Annotated in this window: 18 protein-coding genes; 16 read left to right on the forward strand and 2 right to left on the reverse strand. The window is 37.7% G+C overall.

Annotated features, from left to right (window positions below; translation table 11 throughout):
• Positions 1-67 precede the first annotated feature (67 nt).
• From ilvA to NH286_RS04620, 16 genes are all read left to right on the forward strand, one after another.
• Positions 68-1252 carry a threonine ammonia-lyase gene (ilvA, locus tag NH286_RS04545; protein WP_106461615.1) on the forward strand — a complete coding sequence of 395 codons (1185 nt, stop codon included), beginning with the start codon at positions 68-70 and terminating at the stop codon, positions 1250-1252.
• Entirely contained in the window at positions 1249-2679 is a 1431-nt protein-coding gene (locus NH286_RS04550) for a UDP-N-acetylmuramoyl-L-alanyl-D-glutamate--2,6-diaminopimelate ligase (RefSeq protein WP_265237259.1), read from the forward strand. The genes ilvA and NH286_RS04550 overlap by 4 nt, the downstream gene beginning before the upstream one ends.
• Positions 2676-3869 (forward strand): aminoacetone oxidase family FAD-binding enzyme, encoded by a 1194-nt coding sequence (locus tag NH286_RS04555; protein ID WP_265237261.1) that lies wholly within the window; start codon positions 2676-2678, stop codon positions 3867-3869. Before NH286_RS04550 ends, NH286_RS04555 begins: the two co-directional genes overlap by 4 nt.
• Before the next feature lie 24 nt (positions 3870-3893).
• Entirely contained in the window at positions 3894-5186 is a 1293-nt protein-coding gene (locus NH286_RS04560; protein WP_265237263.1) for an NAD(P)H-dependent oxidoreductase, read from the forward strand.
• A 115-nt stretch (positions 5187-5301) separates the two neighbouring features.
• Entirely contained in the window at positions 5302-6240 is a 939-nt protein-coding gene (locus tag NH286_RS04565) for an ATP-binding cassette domain-containing protein (RefSeq protein WP_265237265.1), read from the forward strand.
• Between the two features lies 1 nt (position 6241).
• Positions 6242-7339: an ABC transporter permease gene (locus NH286_RS04570; RefSeq protein ID WP_265237267.1), complete on the forward strand. Its 1098-nt coding sequence runs from the start codon at positions 6242-6244 to the stop codon at positions 7337-7339.
• A complete protein-coding gene (locus tag NH286_RS04575; protein ID WP_265237269.1) occupies positions 7326-8444 on the forward strand; it encodes an ABC transporter permease in 1119 nt (372 codons plus the stop codon). The genes NH286_RS04570 and NH286_RS04575 overlap by 14 nt, the downstream gene beginning before the upstream one ends.
• 113 nt (positions 8445-8557) lie before the next feature.
• A complete protein-coding gene (gene cdaA, locus NH286_RS04580; RefSeq protein WP_265237271.1) occupies positions 8558-9352 on the forward strand; it encodes a diadenylate cyclase CdaA in 795 nt (264 codons plus the stop codon).
• On the forward strand, positions 9345-10316 hold the full coding sequence (locus NH286_RS04585) for a YbbR-like domain-containing protein (RefSeq protein ID WP_265214142.1): 972 nt from the start codon (positions 9345-9347) through the stop codon (positions 10314-10316). Before cdaA ends, NH286_RS04585 begins: the two co-directional genes overlap by 8 nt.
• Positions 10309-11616, forward strand: coding sequence for a CCA tRNA nucleotidyltransferase (locus NH286_RS04590; RefSeq protein ID WP_265237273.1), 1308 nt, complete (start codon positions 10309-10311; stop codon positions 11614-11616). Before NH286_RS04585 ends, NH286_RS04590 begins: the two co-directional genes overlap by 8 nt.
• A gap of 67 nt (positions 11617-11683) precedes the next feature.
• Positions 11684-13021, forward strand: a complete 1338-nt coding sequence (tig, locus tag NH286_RS04595; protein ID WP_106461631.1) for a trigger factor — start codon at positions 11684-11686, stop codon at positions 13019-13021.
• Between the two features lie 51 nt (positions 13022-13072).
• Positions 13073-13669 carry an ATP-dependent Clp endopeptidase proteolytic subunit ClpP gene (clpP, locus tag NH286_RS04600; protein WP_106461633.1) on the forward strand — a complete coding sequence of 199 codons (597 nt, stop codon included), beginning with the start codon at positions 13073-13075 and terminating at the stop codon, positions 13667-13669.
• A 1-nt stretch (position 13670) separates the two neighbouring features.
• Positions 13671-14885: an ATP-dependent Clp protease ATP-binding subunit ClpX gene (gene clpX / locus NH286_RS04605; protein ID WP_106461635.1), complete on the forward strand. Its 1215-nt coding sequence runs from the start codon at positions 13671-13673 to the stop codon at positions 14883-14885.
• 53 nt (positions 14886-14938) lie between these two features.
• Positions 14939-17269, forward strand: coding sequence for an endopeptidase La (gene lon, locus NH286_RS04610; protein ID WP_265237274.1), 2331 nt, complete (start codon positions 14939-14941; stop codon positions 17267-17269).
• Positions 17266-17853 carry a ribosome biogenesis GTP-binding protein YihA/YsxC gene (yihA, locus tag NH286_RS04615; RefSeq protein ID WP_106461639.1) on the forward strand — a complete coding sequence of 196 codons (588 nt, stop codon included), beginning with the start codon at positions 17266-17268 and terminating at the stop codon, positions 17851-17853. The genes lon and yihA overlap by 4 nt, the downstream gene beginning before the upstream one ends.
• A 162-nt stretch (positions 17854-18015) precedes the next feature.
• Positions 18016-18390 (forward strand): hypothetical protein, encoded by a 375-nt coding sequence (locus NH286_RS04620; protein ID WP_158698410.1) that lies wholly within the window; start codon positions 18016-18018, stop codon positions 18388-18390.
• Between the two features lie 39 nt (positions 18391-18429).
• On the opposite strand, the gene NH286_RS04625 is transcribed toward NH286_RS04620, so the two are convergent.
• Positions 18430-19416, reverse strand: coding sequence for a hypothetical protein (locus tag NH286_RS04625; protein ID WP_106461642.1), 987 nt, complete (start codon positions 19414-19416; stop codon positions 18430-18432).
• Positions 19400-19924 carry a sigma-70 family RNA polymerase sigma factor gene (locus tag NH286_RS04630; RefSeq protein ID WP_106461644.1) on the reverse strand — a complete coding sequence of 175 codons (525 nt, stop codon included), beginning with the start codon at positions 19922-19924 and terminating at the stop codon, positions 19400-19402. Before NH286_RS04630 ends, NH286_RS04625 begins: the two co-directional genes overlap by 17 nt.
• Positions 19925-20024: the final 100 nt, after the last annotated feature.

Here is a 20024-nt window from a genome sequence, read left to right on the forward strand (position 1 = left end):
CTTAACTTAAAAAATGTCAAAATACATGTTATAATAAAAATATACAATAAATATGAAAGGATATATTATGTTTGATTTTGAAAAAGCAAGAGCAAGAGTTAGTGAAGTAACAAACCCTACACATTTGATTTATTCCGAAGTTTTTTCTGAAGGATGCAATAACAACGTTTACATAAAGCCAGAAAACCTTCAAAAAACAGGATCATTTAAGCTAAGAGGTGCCTATAACAAGCTATCTAAGCTTGATAAGGAGGCGGCAGCTAAGGGAATAATCACAGCATCAGCTGGCAACCACGCCCAGGGTGTAGCATTTTCTGCCAAAAAACTGGGCATGAAGGCTGTAATCTGTATGCCAGAACATACTCCAATGATCAAGGTCGACGGGACTTTAAAATACGGGGCTGAAGTAGTTTTACATGGGGCAAGTTTTGATGAATGTAAGGAACACGCTCTAAAACTAGCTGAGGAAAAGGGTTATACTTTTATTCCACCTTTTGATGACCTCGACGTAATCGAGGGCCAGGGTACAATTGGTCTAGAGATAGTTGATGAACTCAAATACGTAGATTATGTAATAGTGCCAGTAGGTGGGGGCGGGCTCATATCAGGTGTTGCCAAATGCATCAAGCAAATATCACCACTTATAAAAGTAATAGGTGTTGAGCCATATTCAGCCAGGTCCATGAAAGAATCTATAAAAAGAGGCGAAATCGTAACCCTTGAAGGTGTAGATACCATAGCAGACGGTACAGCTGTAGCAAGAGTAGGTGATCTAAACTACGAAATCTGCAAGGATGTGGTAGATGACTGGATTACAGTAACAGATGAGGAAATCCTCATGGCCTTTATAAAGCTAATTGAAAAGCACAAACTAATAGCAGAGCCATCAGGAATCCTCCCATTAGCAGCTCTTGATAAGCTAAACTTTTTTAACAAAAACGTAGTCTGCCTGGTAAGCGGCGGCAATATCGATATGTCCTTTATCAGCCAACTTATAAATAAGGGACTATATGAAATTGGCCAAATTGCAAGGATAGATGTAGAAATCGCTAATATTCCAGGAAAGCTAAATGAGCTACTCACCCTAATTACATCAACTAAGGCCAACATAATATCAATAGAACACGACGGCTTCAAGGAAGCATCTAGATTTAAGAATATAAATGTAGAGCTAACCCTAGAGACCAATGGCAGGGACCATGTCAAAAAAATTAGAGAAGCCATAGAAAGGAAAGGTTATATCCTACATTGATTAAATTAAGCGAGATTTTAAGCAAAATTGAATATAAAAGCCTAAGAATGGGCCCTGACTTAGAGATAAGGGGAGTCACCAATAATTCCCTAAAGGTAGAAAAAAACTTCATCTTTGTGGCAGTAAAGGGGTCAATCTTTGATGGCCATAAATATATAGCTGATGCCATAAAAAATGGAGCATGTGCCATTGTCCACTCAGAAGATGTGGAATTTATCCCAAATGTCACCTATATAAGGGTAGAAAATCCAAGGGAAATTTTTGCAAAACTTTCAAATATAATATCAGATTACCCATCAAGAAAGATGGACCTTGTGGCAGTAACAGGAACCAATGGCAAGACCACAACTAGCAAACTCGTTGCTTATCTTATTGAAAGGCTCTTTGGTCCTTGTGCAAATATAGGTACAGATGGGGCAAATGTGGCAGGAGAGATAATCCCTACCTCAAATACAACTCCAGATATCACAGAGATAAATAGGATTTTAAATAAATGTTTAGAAAAGGAAATTAAATACCTAACCCTAGAGGCATCAAGTCATGGACTTGACCAGGGCAGACTTTTTGGGATTAACTTTAAGGTCGGTATCTTTAACAATCTCTCCACAGAACATTTAGACTATCACAAGACCATGAAAGCTTATTTTAAGGCAAAGATGATTTTGCTTGAAAACTCGGAAATAAAGATAGTGAATGCCGATGATGAATGGGGACAAAAAGCTCTAAGCATCTTCCCAGATGCCATAAGCTTTGGCAAATCTGATACAGCCAATATCAGGGCGGTAGATATAGAAAAATCAGAAAAAACTATGAACTTTAGCATTAACGGGGTAAAATTTAAGCTTAACACAATAGCAGACTTTGAGCTTTACAACAACCTTGCAGCCATCGCAGCCCTAAAGATGATGGGGGCAAGCCTTACAGACATAGCAGGGGTCATCACAGATTTCCCAGGAGTGGGTTCAAGATTTGAATATATAGAAAATGACCTAGGTATAAATCTAGTTGTAGACTTTGCCCACACACCAAGGGCCTATGAGGAGATTTTTAAATCCTTGCCAGAAGATGCCAAGAAAATCGCAGTCTTTGGTATCCAGGGCGATAGGAATGAAGAATTTAGAGCCCTAATCGGCAAGACTGTATCAGATTTTGACATCTATGCCATGATTACCACTGACGATCCTAAATTTGATAGCTACGAAAATATTTCAAAAGATATAGTAGCAGGCTTTAGGGAAAATTACGGGGCCTATAGTCTTGTAAAAGACAGAGAAGACGCCATAAGATCTGCTATAAAAATGGCAAAGCCTGGCGATTATGTCCTTTGCCTTGGCAAGGGCGAGGAAGATTTCATCAAACTTCATGGCAATGAAAAAACTCCTTACAAGGAAAAGGAAACCATCAGAAGGGTCTTGGAAGATTTATGAAGACAATCCTAATAGGGGCGGGGGCGGCTGGCCTATTTTTTGCAGGTCTTTATAAAAAAGACCTCCTAATCCTTGATAAAAATGACCAAGCTGGCAGGAAACTTTTAGCCACAGGCAATGGCAGGTGCAATTTCACCAACCTCAATCTTTCAGATGACTTTTATTTTTCATCCAATGAGGGCTTTTACTCTTATGCCCTAAGAGCAAATGATAACAAGGATTTAATCGCTTACTTAAATAGTCTAGGAATCCTAACTACAAATCTTCCATCAGGCAGGTGCTATCCTCAAACCCTTAGCTCAAAAACTGTGAGGGACATCTTGTTTATGAGGGCGAATAGCAAATTTATCTTTGAGGCAGATGTCCTTGATATTGACTTTGAGAAAAAACTTGTCATCACAAAAGATGCCAAATATGCCTACGATAGGCTTGTAATAGCCAGTGGAGGGAAGAGCCTACCTGGAAGTGGGTCAGATGGCAAGATTTTTAAAATCCTTAAAAAAGTCCATTCCCTAAGAGATTTTTCATATGCTATTACTAATTATAAGTGCCAAAACCCTCTCTCAAAGAGAGCTAAGGGGGTCAGGGTCACAGCCAAGGCGAGCTTATATATTGACGGTAAATTTATAAACTCTTCTACTGATGATGTAATCTTTCAGCCCTACGGCCTAACAGGAACAGCCATCCTTGATTTATCCAACCAAATTTCCTACGGTCTGTTTAAAAATAGTGATATTAGGGTACAATTAGACTTGTTAAGTGCCTATGATTTTAAGGAAGTCTTGGATATTTTATCTGCTCTTGCGGGAAAATATAAAGATATGACCCTTAGAGAGCTTTTGACAGGCTTTATAAACGAAAAGCTTATTTTTGACCTAGTAAAAAGCACAGGTCTTAGAGAAGATATCAAGGCAAAATCCTTAAGTGCTAAGGACCTTAAAAAAATCACCGCAAGCCTTAAAGGTTTGGAATTTAGGATAAAAGAGATAAATGATGTGGAAAATGCCCAAGTTACAATTGGGGGAATTGATACAAAATTTGTAAATCCCAAGACCTTTGAGTCCAAAAATATAAAAGATTTATACTTTATAGGCGAGGTTTTGGATGTGGATGGGGCCTGTGGGGGATATAATATACAGTGGGCATATTCAAGCGCAAAGGCTTGTGCCGACTACCTAAACAAAAACTAGTTTTTGTTTAAAAAGGAGAAATAGATGTTAAAGATAAATAGAAATCTAAGAGAAATGAAAGATAATGGAGAAAGCATCAAACTAGCCATAATTGGTTGTGGCAAGATGGGGGCTTCTCTTATAAGCCAGCTATCAAAGATAGACGCTATGGAAGTAAAGCTAGTTGTAGATAGGAATCCTAGAAAGGCTATAAAAGCCCTAGTTCAGGCTGGTATTAGCGAGGATAAAATCATCTACACAGATGACTATAACGAGGGTTATGAGGTTCTAGAAAAGGGCTTTGTAGCAGTATCAACTAACCACAGACTAGCCTATAAGCTTTTACAGATAAATGCAGTTGTTGACTGTACTGGCAACCCACCATTTGGGGCAGTTATTGCCAGAAAAACAATCCAATACCACAAACATATGATTAGTTTCAATGTAGAATGTGATGCGACTGTTGGACCTGTCCTACACGATATGGCAAAAAAGGCTGGAGTTGTTTATACTGGCATCCTTGGTGATGAGCCAGGTGCAATAATTGACCTAGTAGACAATGCCTACGGCATGGGCCTAAAAGTCCTAGTAGCTGCAAAAGGCAAGAACAACCCACTTGATAACTATGCAACAGCGGAAATTCTTGAAGAAGAAGCTAAGAAAAAAGGCTTATCTCCTAGAATGTTAACAAGCTTTGTAGATGGTACAAATACAATGATTGAGCTAAATGCTGTCTGCAATGCCCTAGGATTTTTGCCAGATACCTTTGGTTGCCACGGCATTACAACAAGTCCGGAAAGGGCAGTAGAAGACTTTAAACTTAAGGCTGATGGTGGAGTATTAAACTCTTATGGAATAGTTGACTTTTCACCAGGCATGGCTCCAGGAGTCTTTATAATAGTAACAAGCGATCAGGAAGATGTAAGAGATCTTATGAAATTCTTAGGTTTTGGCGATGGTCCAAACTATTTATTGTATAGACCTTACCACCTAACAAGTCTAGAAGCTCCAATCACAATTTATGATGCAGTAGTAGAAAATGAGCCATCTATTGCTCCAATTCATGGCCAGGTAGCAGATACTGTAACAGTAGCCAAAAGGGATATCAAAAAGGGTGAAAAGCTTGAAGGAATCGGCTCTGACAGGGTCTTTGGAAAGCTAACCAGCCATGACAGGTGCCTAAATGAAGACCTCCTTCCAATAGGTCTTATAACACCAAATACAGAAGCCATAGTAGATATCAAAAAGGACACAGTAATAGACATGTCAATGGTTAAAATCGACGAAAAGGCTACAATCACAAGACTAAGACGCAGACAAAACTCAATGAAACTTTAAAGAAAGCCGCTGATGGGAATCCATTGGCGGTTTTTTACATTGTTTTTACATAAATTTTACAAGTATATATCATTGGAGGTTTAATATAAGTGTAAGAATATAGGAGGGCAAAGCAATGGAAAATCTCATAGAAGTAAGGGGGCTTGTCAAAAATTATAAGGAAGTAAAAGCCCTTGACGGCCTTGATTTAGATGTCAAAAAGGGAAGAATCTTGGGACTCTTGGGCCCAAATGGGTCTGGCAAGTCGACAACAATTTCTTGCATCCTATCTCTCCTTAAAAAAGATGGGGGCAGTGTCAAAATCTATGGCCAGGAAATGAGGCCAGATGCCTATGATATTAAAGAAAAAATCGGTGTAGTCTTCCAGGATGTGGGAGTCTATGACGAGCTAAGCGTCTATGAAAATATAGATTATTTTTGCGGACTTTATATAAGGGATAAGAAGGAGAGAAAAGACCTTGTCCAGAGGGCCATAGAACTAGTTGGCCTAAATGACTTTAAAAAATTTAAGCCAAGAAAACTTTCAGGCGGTCTTTTAAGAAGGCTAAATATAGCCTGCGGGATAGCACATAGGCCGGATATCATAATCCTAGATGAACCGACAGTAGCCGTTGATCCTCAGTCAAGAAATAACATCCTTGAGGGAATCAAAAAACTAAACCAAGAGGGCTCAACCATAATCTATACCTCCCACTATATGGATGAGGTAGACTTTCTCTGTGATGATATAGTCATAATCGATAAGGGTAAGGTCCTTGCCAAGGGCACATCCAGAGAGCTTAAGGATATGATTGACCTTACAGAAAAGATAAGCCTTGAGGCAAGTGATATAGGTGAGGAAATCCTTAAAGACCTAAGGGGTCTTGACCACCTAATAAGCCTTGACTACAAGGATAATATCTTAAGGCTAAACTTCTCCAAGGGAGATGAAAATTTAGTAAAACTCATGACCTTCCTAGAAGAAAAAAACATAGAATATAAGTCAATAAGCGTAGAAAAACCAAGCCTAAACGATGTTTTCCTAGAGCTTACTGGCAAGGATTTGAGGGATTAGTATGTTTTTGCATTCATTTAAGTACACACTCAAATATCTTTTAAGAGAAAGGGCCATGGTCTTTTGGGCCTTGATCTTCCCCTTTCTTTTGGCGATTTTATTTAAGCTAGCCTTTGGCAATTTGTCCACTCAGGCCAAATTTGAAAGGATAGATATAGGTGTTAATGAGAGCTTGCTAGCTGATGAAAATTTCAAAAATTTCCTAGACCAGATGGAAGATGAGGATTATTTTAAGGTCCATAAAGCCACTGACAAAAATATCTTAGATCAAAATGACAAGGTCAAGGTCTATGTAGATAGCCTTGATAGGGTCTATGCCAATAAATCAGGCATAAGCCAGACAATTGTGGAGACAATCCTTAATGCCTACTTGCAAAAATCTGAAATGGTAAAAAGGGTCATGGCAGAAAATCCTAAGGCAGACCTTGTCAAGGTCTTGGAAGTGGATGACTTTATAAATGATAAGTCCAGAAAAAACATGGACCCGATAAATACCTTTTTCTACACCCTAGTAGGCATGACCACAATCTATGGCTATATGTGGGGACTTTTCGTAATCTATCAATATGAGGCCAATTTATCTGTCAATGCCAAGAGAAATACCATATCTCCACTTAGAAAAAGCCGAGCCCTAAGCGCATCAATCCTAGCAAGCTGGCTAATAAATTTTGCAATCACCCTAATATTTATAGGATATTTGAAAAAAGTAATCGGGATAGACTTTGGGGATAGGATGGGACTTTTAGTCCTTTTAAGCGGGCTTTCATCCCTTACAGGAATTGTCTTTGGGATTTTTATTGGAGTTTCAAATAAAAAGTCAATCGAGTTTAAGATAAATCTAGGCATAGCCATATCCATGCTTATGAGCTTTTTGGCAGGCATGATGATGTCTGATATGAAAATTATAATTGAAGAAAAAATCCCTATTATAAATAGGATAAATCCCGTAGCTCTTGTAACAGATGCTATCTATGCCCTCTATTATTATGAAGAGACCAGTAGATTTTATCAAAATATGGTCTACCTTGGCCTAGTGACCCTGGCCCTAATCTTAGGATCTATGTATTTTATGCGAGGTAAAGAATATGAGAGTCTTTAAAAATTATTTTAAGCTTGCAGCAGGCCACAAATTTGCCATAATCCTTTACTCAGCTATCTTTGGCCTCCTTCTGATTTTTTCGACAAGGTTTGTTAAGAGAGATTTTTATGTAAGTGTAAAACCTGACATTTACATAAATGATGAGGCTGAGACTGACTTATCAAGGGCCCTAGTAGCCTATCTTGATAAAAACACCATGATAAGGGAAATGGATGAAGACCTAGTTGAAGATAAGCTCTTTTACCAGATGATAAACGCAGCTGTCGTGATTCCTAAAGATTTTGACCAAACTAGGAAGCTAGATTTTAAAAATGCCCCAAATGATATGTATGGGATGGCTGTAAAGGAGAATATCAACCAGTTTTTAAACCAGGTGGCTTCTTATGAAAGGGCAGGTTTTGAGAAAGCTCAAGCAATCGACTTTGCAAGTAAGGATTTGGATAAGAAGATAGAAGTGGATTTAAAGGATAAGAATAAGGTTAAAAACAAGGATGATTCCCTCTTTTATTTTAACTTTTTAAATTATCTTATCTTATCACAAGTAATCCTTATAGTTTCAACTATAGTTAAGATTTATAAGAAATCTACTATTGCCATGAGAAATGAGGTCTCTGCCATGTCAAAGGCTAGGATGAATTTGGAATTAATTCTGGGCCATATAGTGACAGGCATCGGAGTTTGGCTATTTTATGTCATTCTTTTTGCCCTAATCTACAAGTACGATTTTAAGGCAAGTCACACCAACCTCATGATCTTAAACTCTTTGATCTTTACCATTACTGTCGTAGCCATGGCTGTTATGCTTGCAAATCTTATAGTAAGTGAAAATATAATGTCGGCTATCATGCAGGTGGTGGGCTTGGGTTCGTCATTTTTGTGCGGAGCCTTTGTCCCTCAGGAATTTTTGTCAAAGACTGCCCTAAATATAGGAAAAATCTTACCTTCTTATTATTATATAAAAAATAATAATATGCTAATAGAAAATCCAGCCCTAAGCACAATTCTGCCCAATATGGGAATAATGCTTGCCTTTGCCCTAACCTTTGTCTTAATGAGCTTGATTTTTAGGCCAAAAGCTAAAAGAAAGGTTTCTGACCTAGGATAAAATAAATACAGATTTTGACCTTGGCTTATGCCAGGGTCTTTTTTGTTAAAGAAAATCCATAAGAAGTGTAATTTATTAGCAAAAAGAAGTAGGATATTATTAGGAGTGAGAATATGAATTTTTTAGATAATTTTATTACATCTCTTATGTTAATAAGAGTCACAGATGTTATTGATATTGCAATTATATCCTTTGTTGTTTATAAGCTTTTTTCCTTGCTTAGAAACACCCGTGCTGAGCAGGTTTTATATGGACTTATCTTTGTCCTAATTTTCGCCTCTATTGCTGATATGCTCAACCTAAATACGGTTTCCTGGGTTATGAACCAGTTTTTAACTGTATCTTTGGTATTTATTATCGTAGTCTTTCAGCCTGAGCTTAGGACTGGTCTTGAGAGGATTGGTAGGGGTAGGTCTATCTTTGGATCTGAGAAAAATATGAGAAATGAGGATTCAATCAAGGAAATAGTTTCTGCCATGAGCTCCCTTTCTCGTCAAAAAATTGGAGCCCTAGTTGTCCTTGAAAGAGAAGTAGGACTTTCTGATATAATTGAGTCAGGAACCATGCTTGAGGCAGATATTTCTAGTGAACTTCTTATAAATATTTTTATACCAAACACCCCTCTCCACGATGGGGCAGTTATTATTAGAAAAAACACAATCACAGCAGCAGCTTGCTACTTGCCACTTTCCCAATCCAATACCATTGCCAAGGAGCTTGGCACTAGGCACAGGGCGGCTATAGGCATTACAGAAAAGTCTGATGCGGTTGTAATCATAGTTTCAGAGGAGACAGGCAATATATCTGTAGCTGAAAATGGTGTAATCAACAGATATTTTGATGAAGAATCTCTAACAATTAGACTAAGAAATGAAATCAGCGAAAAGGGGCTAAAAAAAGATGAATAGCTTTCTAGAAAAACTCAAAAAATTTGACGATAAAAGCGATAATAAACTGATAATCCTATCAATTATAGTGGCTGTAGTGATGTGGACCTTTGTCACAACTTCAACCAATCCAACAGCAAATAGGACTTTTAGAAACCTTCCGCTTATTATACAAAACCAGGATAAGCTTGAAGATAATGGCTACACCATTGTCAGCAAGGATGAGGCAAATACTGTATCAGTCAGGCTAACAGGCTCCAGAAATAACCTTATAGGCCTTGACCAATCTGATATTCAGGCCTCAATAAATGTTGCAAATGTCAAAGAAGGCATTAACTCCCTCGATGTAAACATTGATACTCCAACAGGAATCTATGTCGACCACATAGACCCAAAGAGTATAAACCTTAATATCCAAAGGATAATCACAAAGTCAATGCCGGTAAATATTGTCATAGATGATAAGTTAAAAGATGGCAAACTTGTCGAGGTAAATGAACAAAGGCCAAAGGAAATACAGATTTCAGGACCAGAATCTATAATAAATAAGGTCGACAGAATCGAAGCCTACATCAATGATGCCGAATATCTGGATGGCAAAATTCATAATGTAAATGTCAATGTCCTTGATAAGGGCGGAAAGACAGTTGAAGGAGTTGACCTAGACCATAAGGATATCAACCTTTCCTTCTTAGTTTATGAAACAAAAAAAGTAAAGGTAGAACTAAAGGTAAGGGGTGAACTTGCCGAAGGATATCAAGCAAGCCTTAAGACCCTAAGGCCTGATCAGATTGTAATAAAGGGCCAAAGCCTTAAAAATATAAGTAAAATCTCAACCTTCCCAGTAAATGTATCAAACATCAAGGCCAGCAAGTCCGGAGAAGTAAAACTAGATTTACCAGATGGTGTAGAAGTTTATGATGGGGAAGATGTGATAAATTACAGGATAGATGTAAATAAGAAAGATAGTTCCGAGGATGAATAAGGAATTTATCTTAAAAAGCCTAGAAGAAGCTGGCTTTAAAGCCTATCTTGTGGGAGGTTACCTTAGAGATGAAATAATGGGAAAGCCTTCATCAGATGTAGACATAGCAACGACTGCAAGGCCAGATCAGATTAAGGAAGTCTTTAAGAATTTTACCCTAGTTGATATTGGAAAAAAGTTTGGAACAATCAAAGTTCTTGCAGGATTTGATGAGTATGAGATAACAACCTTAAGGTCCGACTCAATCTATTTAGATAAGCGAAGGCCTGTAGCTGTATCCTTTACTGATGATATTTATGAAGATTTGGCCCGCAGGGACTTTACCATAAATGCTATGGCTAAAAGGGGTGGAGAAATAATCGACCCTTTTGACGGAAGGACTGATATAAAAGCTAAGATAATACGAGCTGTTGGCGATCCTAAAGAGAGGATTGAAGAAGATTACCTGAGGGCCCTTAGGGCTGTGAGGTTTGCAACTTGTCTTGATTTTACAATCGAGGATAGTCTAAAAAAGGCCATAATAGAAAAACAAGCGAATATTGAATTTATTTCAAAAGAGCGAATTGCAAGTGAGATAAATAAAATTTTGCTAGCTGATAATCCAGTTTATGGGATAAGACTCTTAGAAGAATTGTGTCTACTTGCTAAGATTTTCCCAGAACTATATAGAACTATCGGCTTTGACCAACATTCGCCCCACCACTACCTAGATGTCTATGAACACAGCCTAGAAGTTTTAAGAAATACAGAAAAAGACCTAATAACAAGACTTGCCGCCATCTTTCACGATACAGGCAAGGTAGATTGCTTTTTTCTTGATGAAAAGGGCAATGGGAGATTTTTTGGCCACCAAGACCTGTCTGCAGACCTTGCCATTGCAAGGCTTAGAGATTTAAAATATTCTAAAAAGCTTATAGAATCTGAAGAAAACCTTATTAGAAGGCATATGGATGCGGCCAATACCTATACAGAAAAGTCTATCAAAAGGCTTCTAAGAAAACTTGGCAAGGAAGACCTCTTAAGGCTCCTTGACTTGCAAAAGGCTGATAAGCTAGCAACAGTCCACAAGGACCTAGCAAATATAAATAATGCCCACGAGCTTTTAAAAAATCTAGAAAAAGAGGAACTGGTCCTTAATAGGTCGGATTTAGCAGTAAATGGCAAGGACTTAATAAAACTCGGTTACAAAGAAGGCAAGGCCTTGGGCGATTTGCTTAAATTAATAGAAGAAAATGTTATTGAGGAAAAACTTCCTAATAATAAGTCCGCAATCCTTAAATTTATAAGAGAAATGGGCTAGTTTCTTGATAGCTAGATAAAAATGTAGTATATTATTTCAATGAGTATGAACTTTCACGGAGGAGAAAATGACAGAATTAAAATCACACGAAAATAACATAGCTAAATTTGAATTTAATGTAGCTTATGATGACTTTAAAAAAGCAACTGACACAGTATATAAGAGAAATAAGAAAAGATACAGAATAGATGGTTTTAGACCAGGCCATGTTCCAAGAAGAGTTCTTGAAAAAATGTACGGCCCAGAAATCTTCTACGATGATGCTATCCAAATAGTATTCCCAGAACCATACGAAAAGGCAGTAGAAGAATTAGGTCTAGAAGTAATCGACCAACCATCAGTAGACTTAGATGATATCGAAGAAGGCAAAGACATCACCTTCAAGGTAGAAGTAGAAACAAAACCACACCCAGAACTAGGTGATTACAATAATCTTGTAATAGAAGAAGTATCTGGTGAAGTAACTGAAGAAGATGTAAACCACGAACTATCTCACCAACAAGAAGAAAATGCTAGACTTATCTCAGTAGAAGATAGGGGAGCAAAAGAAGGTGACAAGGTAAATATAGACTTTGATGGCTACCTAGATGATGAAGAATTTGAAGGTGGCAAGGCAGAAGACTATGACCTAGTAATAGGTTCAAACACCTTTATCGAAGGCTTTGAAGACCAAATAATCGGTCACAAGGTAGGAGATAAGTTTGAAATCAACGTAACCTTCCCAGAAGATTACCAAGCAAAAGAATTCCAAGGCAAGGATGCTAAATTTGTTGTTGAAATCAACTCAATCACAGAAAAACAACTTCCAGAACTTGACGATGAATTTGCAAAAGACATCTCAGAATTCGATACACTTGAAGAACTTAAAAACAACCTAAAAGAAAAGCTAGCAGATGATAAGAAATCTTTTGCTGAAAGCCAAATGCAAAACCAAGCAGTAGCAGCTCTAGTAGAAGTAAGTGAAGTTAGCGCTCCAAAATCAATGGTAGACAGAGAAATCGACTTTGACCTTCAAAATCTAGATCAAAGACTTCAACAAATGGGTCTAACACTTTCTCAATATATTGAAATGACAAAGATGGATATCAACGCTATCCGTGACCAATATAGAGAAGGTGCTGAAGCTAGAGTTAAGGCAAATCTTGTAATAGATGAACTTGCTATCAAAGAAGGTATCGAAGTATCTGATGAAGAAAAAGAAGAAGAATTAAAAGAAACAGCTAAAAACTACGGTGTAGATGATTTTGAAAAATTCAAAGAAATCTTTGCTAAAAATGTTTCTGATGAGACTCTAGAAGAAAATATCAAGAGAAGAAAGGCTGTAGAATTACTAGTAAGTAAGGCTAAGGCTCTTCCTCATGAAGAATACCACAAACACGTAGAGGAAAACAAAGAAGCAAAATAATTAACCTAGTTTTAAGCTGAATATAAGGAAAATCCTTATAAAGGAGGCTTTATGTTAGCTAAAAATTATTTAGTACCAACAGTAGTAGAACAAACAAACAGAGGCGAAAGAGCCTATGATATATATTCAAGACTTCTCAAGGATAGGATAATTTTCCTATCTGGAGAGGTACGTGATGAGGTAAGTGATATAATAATTGCCCAACTTCTATTTTTAGAAAGTGAAGATCCAAACAAGGACATACATTTTTATATCAACTCCCCAGGCGGCGTTGTAACAAGCGGCCTTGCAATTTATGACACAATGAACTACATCAAGCCAGATGTATCAACAATCTGCATAGGTCAAGCAGCATCAATGGGAGCAGTACTTCTATCTTCAGGAGCCAAGGGCAAGAGATTTTCTCTACCTAACTCCAACATCATGATCCACCAACCATCAGGTGGGGCCCAAGGTCAAGCGTCAGATATAGTTATCCAAGCTGAGCAAATCCTAAAAATTAAGGCTAACCTTAATAGGATTCTAGCAGAAAATACTGGCAAAGACCTTGCCCAAATAGAGAAAGATACAGACAGGGACTTTGCCATGAGTGCTCAAGAAGCCCTAGAATATGGTCTAATAGATAAAGTTATAGAAAGTAATAAGTAATATGGCAGAAATGGATAAAACGCAAGTGAGATGTTCTTTTTGTGGTAAAGATTCTAGCCAAGTAAAGAGGATAATTGCCGGAGCAAATGGCTATATATGCAATGAATGCGTGGAACTTTGCTCAGAAATTATTGAGGGTGAAGAAAATGCTATGAATGATTTTGCCTTTGATTTTGAACTATCAAAACCAAGGGAGATCAAAGACTACCTTGACCAATATGTAATAGGCCAAGAAGAAGCCAAAAAAACCCTATCAGTAGCAGTCTACAACCACTACAAAAGAATTACATCCAATGTTGAAGATACGGATGTAGAATTACAAAAATCAAATATTTTAATGCTTGGACCAACAGGTTCTGGTAAGACCCTCCTTGCCCAAACCCTAGCCAAAAAGTTAAATGTGCCATTTGCAATAGCAGATGCTACAAGCCTTACCGAAGCAGGTTATGTGGGTGAGGATGTAGAAAATATTATCCTAAAACTAGTCCAAGCAGCTGATTATGACATAGAAGCGGCTGAAATTGGAATAATCTATGTAGACGAGATAGATAAGATTACTAGAAAAAGTGAAAACCCATCTATAACCCGTGATGTAAGTGGGGAAGGTGTCCAACAAGCCCTTCTAAAGCTAATAGAAGGCACAGAAGCCAATGTCCCTCCACAAGGAGGCAGGAAGCACCCATCCCAAGAATATATCAGGGTAGATACCACCAATATTCTCTTTATCCTAGGTGGGGCCTTTGAAGGAATAGGGGATATTATAAACCAAAGACAAGTCGATAAGACCATCGGCTTTGGGGCAGATATTTCCAAAAGAGAAAAGACAGACCTAAGCCTAGTCAATACCGAAGACTTGCTCAAATTTGGCCTTATACCAGAATTTATCGGTAGGGTGCCAATAATAGTAAGTCTTGATGCCCTAGATGAAGATTCCCTAGTGAGAATCCTAAAAGAGCCTAAAAACTCAGTCATCAAGCAATATCAAAAGCTGTTTGACCTTGATAATGTCAAGTTAAGCTTTGAAGATGATGCTATTGAGGCTATAGCCAAAAAAGCAATCGAGCAAAAAACAGGAGCTAGGGGCCTTAGGACCATACTTGAAAATCTCCTCCTTGATGTGATGTTTGACATACCATCCAGGAATGAAATAAAAGAAGTTCTAGTAACCAAAGAAGCTATAGATGATCCTAGCAAGCTAGAATATAAAAAGAAATAAGAGTAAAATTGGGGAATGCTAGTCATTTCCCTTTTTAAACGTAAGGAAGATTTATGAAAGAAACATATAAAATAACACAAGAAAACTTAGCATTGGTGCCTTTAAGAGGCTACTGGGTAATGCCTACTACTATGCTTAATTTTGATTGCGCTAGGTCCATCTCAAAAAATGCTGTTGAAAATGCTAAGCTAAATAACGAAGATATATTTTTACTAAACCAAAAGGACATTTTCGATGACAATCCTAAGCAAGATGGCCTTTACGAATATGGAATAGTTGCGACCATTAAGGAAACCTTCACCATGCCAAATGGCGAGATTAGAGTCTTTGTCCAGGCAAGAGGTGTAGGTAAGCTTGAGAAACTAAAGGTCGCAGAAGGCTTTTTAAGATCTGATGTCGAAGTTTACGAATACCTAGAAGAAAACCAGGAAGACACCGACACCCTACAAGCCCTCAAAAAACTCCTCCTAGAAGATTTTAAGGAATATGTCTCAATTAACGAAGATATCATGGATGAGATATCCTATGGCATGGTAGAAGTTGAAAATTATCACAGACTAGTAGATTTAATTAGCTTTCACCTAGACCTTTCTCCAAAGGAATACTATCAGCTTTTAAGTGAGCTTGATATTACTGAAAGGATGAAATTTCTCCACAGGACAATTGATAAGGAAATCGAGCTTAAAAATCTAGGTCTAGAAATTGAAAAGGAAGTAACTGACAATATAAACAAATCCCAAAAGGAATACTACCTCAGGGAGAAGATGGATGTTTTAAAGAAGGAACTCAATCAAACAACAGGTCAGGCTGATAATGAGGTGGATGAGTTCAGGGAAAAAATTGCCAAGATAAAATTTGATAAGGAAAGCAAGAAATCCCTAAATAAAGACCTAGATAGGCTTGACTCCATACCAGAGATGAGCCCAGACTATGGGGTAATCATTTCTTATCTAGACTTTGTAGTTGGCCTACCTTGGAATAAAAAATCTAAGGAAAGCCTTGATATCAAAAAGGCAAGCACAATCCTTGATACAGACCACTACGGCCTTGAAGATGTCAAGGAAAGAATCCTAGAATCAATTGCCGTTAGGATTAAAAATAAGTCTGTAAAGGGGTCAATAATCTGTCTTGTAGGCCCTCCAGGAGTGGGAAAGACTTCCATTGCCAAGTCTGTAGCCCGTGCCCTAAACCGTGAATTTGTCTCAATGAGGCTGGGCGGTGTGACAGATGAATCAGAAATTAGAGGCCATAGGAGGACCTATGTAGGAGCTATGGCAGGTAGGGTTTTAGCCAATATCAACAGGGTAGGGGTTAAAAATCCAGTCTTCCTTTTAGATGAGATTGATAAATTAGGATCTGATTTTAGGGGTGACCCATCATCAGCTCTTCTTGAAGTCCTAGACCCTGAGCAAAACGATAAATTTATCGACCGCTACCTAGACATACCTTTTGACCTATCGGATGTATTTTTCCTAACCACAGCCAATGACATCAACCAAATCCCAGATGCCCTCTACGATAGGCTTGAAATCATCGAGCTATCAGGCTACACCATGGGTGAGAAGATGAACATTGCCAAGAAATACCTCATAGCCAAGCAAATGAAAAATACAGGCCTAAGCGATGAAGAGCTTGCCCTATCAGACAATGTTATAGAAAAAATCATTAAAAACTATACCAGAGAAGCAGGTGTTAGGGAGCTAGAAAGGCTAATTGGCAAGATTTGCCGTAGGGCAGTCAAGGAAATCCTAGAAGGTAAGAAGTCTGTCAGAGTTACTATGAATAATTACATCAAATACCTGGGCCGTGAGAAATTTATAGACGATCACATATCTAAGGAAGAAAAGATAGGCGTTGTAAATGGCCTAGCTTGGACATCTGTGGGTGGTACTATGCTTACAGTTGAGGCCAATGTTATGGAAGGTAAAGGACATGTAGAATTTACAGGCTCTCTTGGAGATGTCATGAAAGAATCTGGCCAAGCAGCTATTGTCTACATCAGGTCAAATGCTGACAAGCTTGGTATTAAAGATAAGTTTTATGAAGATAAGGACATCCACGTCCACGTTCCAGAAGGGGCAACACCAAAAGATGGTCCATCAGCAGGTATAACCATGACCACAGCTATCACCTCTGCTCTCACAGGCAAGAAGGTGAGAAATAACCTAGCCATGACAGGGGAGGTCACAATCACAGGTGATGTCCTAGCCATAGGCGGTCTTAAGGAAAAGGCCCTAGCAGCCTATTCTTATGGGGTCACAAATGTGATTATTCCAAAGGATAACGAGAGAGATACAGAAGATATACCAAAGGAAATCAGGGATAAGATTAACTTCATCCCAGTTTCAAATGTCTCAGAAGTCATAGAAAGAGCCCTCATATGAAGATAAAAGACATAGAATTAGAACAAGTTGCAGGTTTTAAGAGCCAGTGGCCAAATGATGATTTGGCAGAAATTGCCTTTGTAGGTAGGTCAAATGTCGGTAAGTCCTCCTTTATCAATTCCTTTTCAAATAGGAGGGCCATTGCCAAGACCAGTTCCAAACCAGGCAAGACCAGAACAATCAATTTTTATAGGGTAAACAATGCCTTTAGGCTGGTAGACTTGCCAGGCTATGGCTATGCCAAGGTCTCCAAAGCCGAAAAGGCCAAGTGGGATAAACTAATAAATGAATACCTCCACGAGAGGGAAAATCTCAAAGAGGTCTTCCTCTTGGTAGATATCCGCCATGAGCCAACAGCCCTGGATAAGCAAATGTATGATTGGATCCTAGAATCAGGCTACATGGGCTTTGTTATCGCAACTAAGTTTGACAAGATCAAAAAGGGCCAGGTCCAAAAACACCTAAAACAAGTCCAAAAAACCCTAGGCATAGAAGATGAGGGCCTAATATTTGCCTACTCATCAGAAACCAAACACAATAAGGACGTCCTAGAAGAGCAAGTTGAAGTAATAATAAATGCCTAGTTAGTAAAACTCATCTCAATTAGTGAATTGATGGGAGAATCCTACAAATGTGGGACAATTTAGAAAAATTATATAAAAAATCAAGAAGGCCACGGCCTTCTTTTTTTTGATTAAGGGGGGAGATTGGGTATAAATATAAAAAGTAAAGAGAAAGGAAATCTTATGGCTAGAAATTTATCTAATAAACAAAAAAATACATATTTAGGACTTATGGTTATCATGTACATCTTGATGGTCGGTGTAGTTTATGAAGTTAGGGTCTATGATACTTGGTACCTATTTGTAGCCACCCTAGTTTGGTCACTTATAGCTTTATTTTATCAAAAAAGCCTAGGAATCAAATTTAATAAGGAAGCAAATTATTATTTAGAAAGCATTGATAAAAAGTATAAGTATCTATTTTATGGGTCATTTGCCCTCATGGGTCTTGCTATCTCATTTTCTGTAAGCTTGAGCATTAAATTTTTAAACTTATTTGCAATAGCTGCGTCTTACCAGCTTTATATGACCAAAAAGATGCTTGATTATGCATATTAAAAAGTAGGTGATTTTAATCTCACCTACTTTTTTTGATGTTTATTTTGCTGAAAGAGTAAATTCTTCCACCTTTTCGTAGTTACCGTCTGTTAGTCTGCCGGAGTTTTCATTTATTTTTGATCTTGATAGGCTAAAGTCTATTTCCCTGCCATCTTTTATCTCATCTAAGCTAAGGTCTGAGAAGTCTTTATTGTAGATAAAGGTAAATACTCCATCAGAAACTGTCCTTAGGTCAAGTTCGATTTTTTTGCCGTCCTTGTCGACTCCTTCAAGTTCGTAAACATAATCTGGATCAAGACCTTCAATTATAGCGGTCATGGTGATTGGGTTTAGCTTCATTAGTCTGATACTTCCCCCATTTTCAAGCTTGTAATCCTTGGCTAGGACTTTATTTTCCTTATTAACTATATTTGAGCTTGCTTTGATTGATACAACCTCGCTAGCTGTTCCGTTTGATATATATAGGTCAATATCAGCCTGGTCTAATTCAGGAAAAACCTTATCAAAATCGGTCATTGATTCTGAAACAAAGGCCTTGCCATCGTCTGACATTCCTTTTGATCCACTTGAACCCCAAGCCTTGTAAGTCTCGCCTTTTATTACAACTTTGTAGATACTTGCTGTTTCATTTGATTCTTCTATGCTTTTTCCTTTTGGATCCATAAGAATAGTTGAGTAAATCTTGTTATCTTCGATTACAAGATTTTCAAGAACGATAGATTGATTACCTATTTCTATTGGCTTGTGAAGTTCTGTTACATATTTATAGGACTCAGGGCTTGCCCCGATTGTTTCCATCATGGTGACCTTTATGTCTGTGAAGGCCTTGGAAACTTGTGCCCTTACAGGAGGAACGGTAAGGCCTGCCGCAAGAAGGAGAGCTGCTGCCACTGCTATATATTTTTTCTTTGAATTTTTCTTATAAGATTTTGCCATTTTATATAAAGACTCCTTTTCTATATCATTTAATTTATACTCTTCGCTTTCAAATTCTAAATTATTAATTTCATCATAAACATTTTTCATTTTGAATCTCCTTCCTTATTTTTTTCTTACCTCTTGAAACTCTGTTGTAGAGATTTGCCTTTGATATGTCGTAGATTTTAGCCACTTCGTCGTAGGAGAAGCCCTCTATAAATAATTTCCTAAAAATTTCTCTATCCCTTTCATCAAGGACCTTAAGAATTTCATCTGTATTATCTAGGTAAATCTCATCATCATCTTCTAGATAATTTGAGATTTCATCTAAATTTACGCTTTTATGCCTTATTTCCTTTCTTAGGGCATCGATGGCCTTGTATCTAGCCACACCTGCGCACCAATTCTTAAAGGATGACTTTTCTGGGTCAAAGGATCCTATATTATCCCAGACTGCTAGGACTGCTTCATTTAAGACTTCCATCCTCAGATTATCATTAAAGGTCAAGACCTTGTAGATAGATGCTTTCATTACCGGGCCGTAGGTGTCGATGAAGATTCTAAGGTACTTTTCGTTTTTATTTTTAATTCCCTTTATTATTTTTAAATCATCCATCATTGCCTCCTTCACCTATATATTCGTACTAACCTTGCCTTTTCTATCATGATTTGTAAAAAAACAATTGTTTATTTATTCTACCTGCCTTATAAATTTA

The organism is Anaerococcus sp. NML200574 (assembly GCF_026131665.1).
GTDB lineage: Bacteria > Bacillota > Clostridia > Tissierellales > Peptoniphilaceae > Anaerococcus > Anaerococcus kampingae.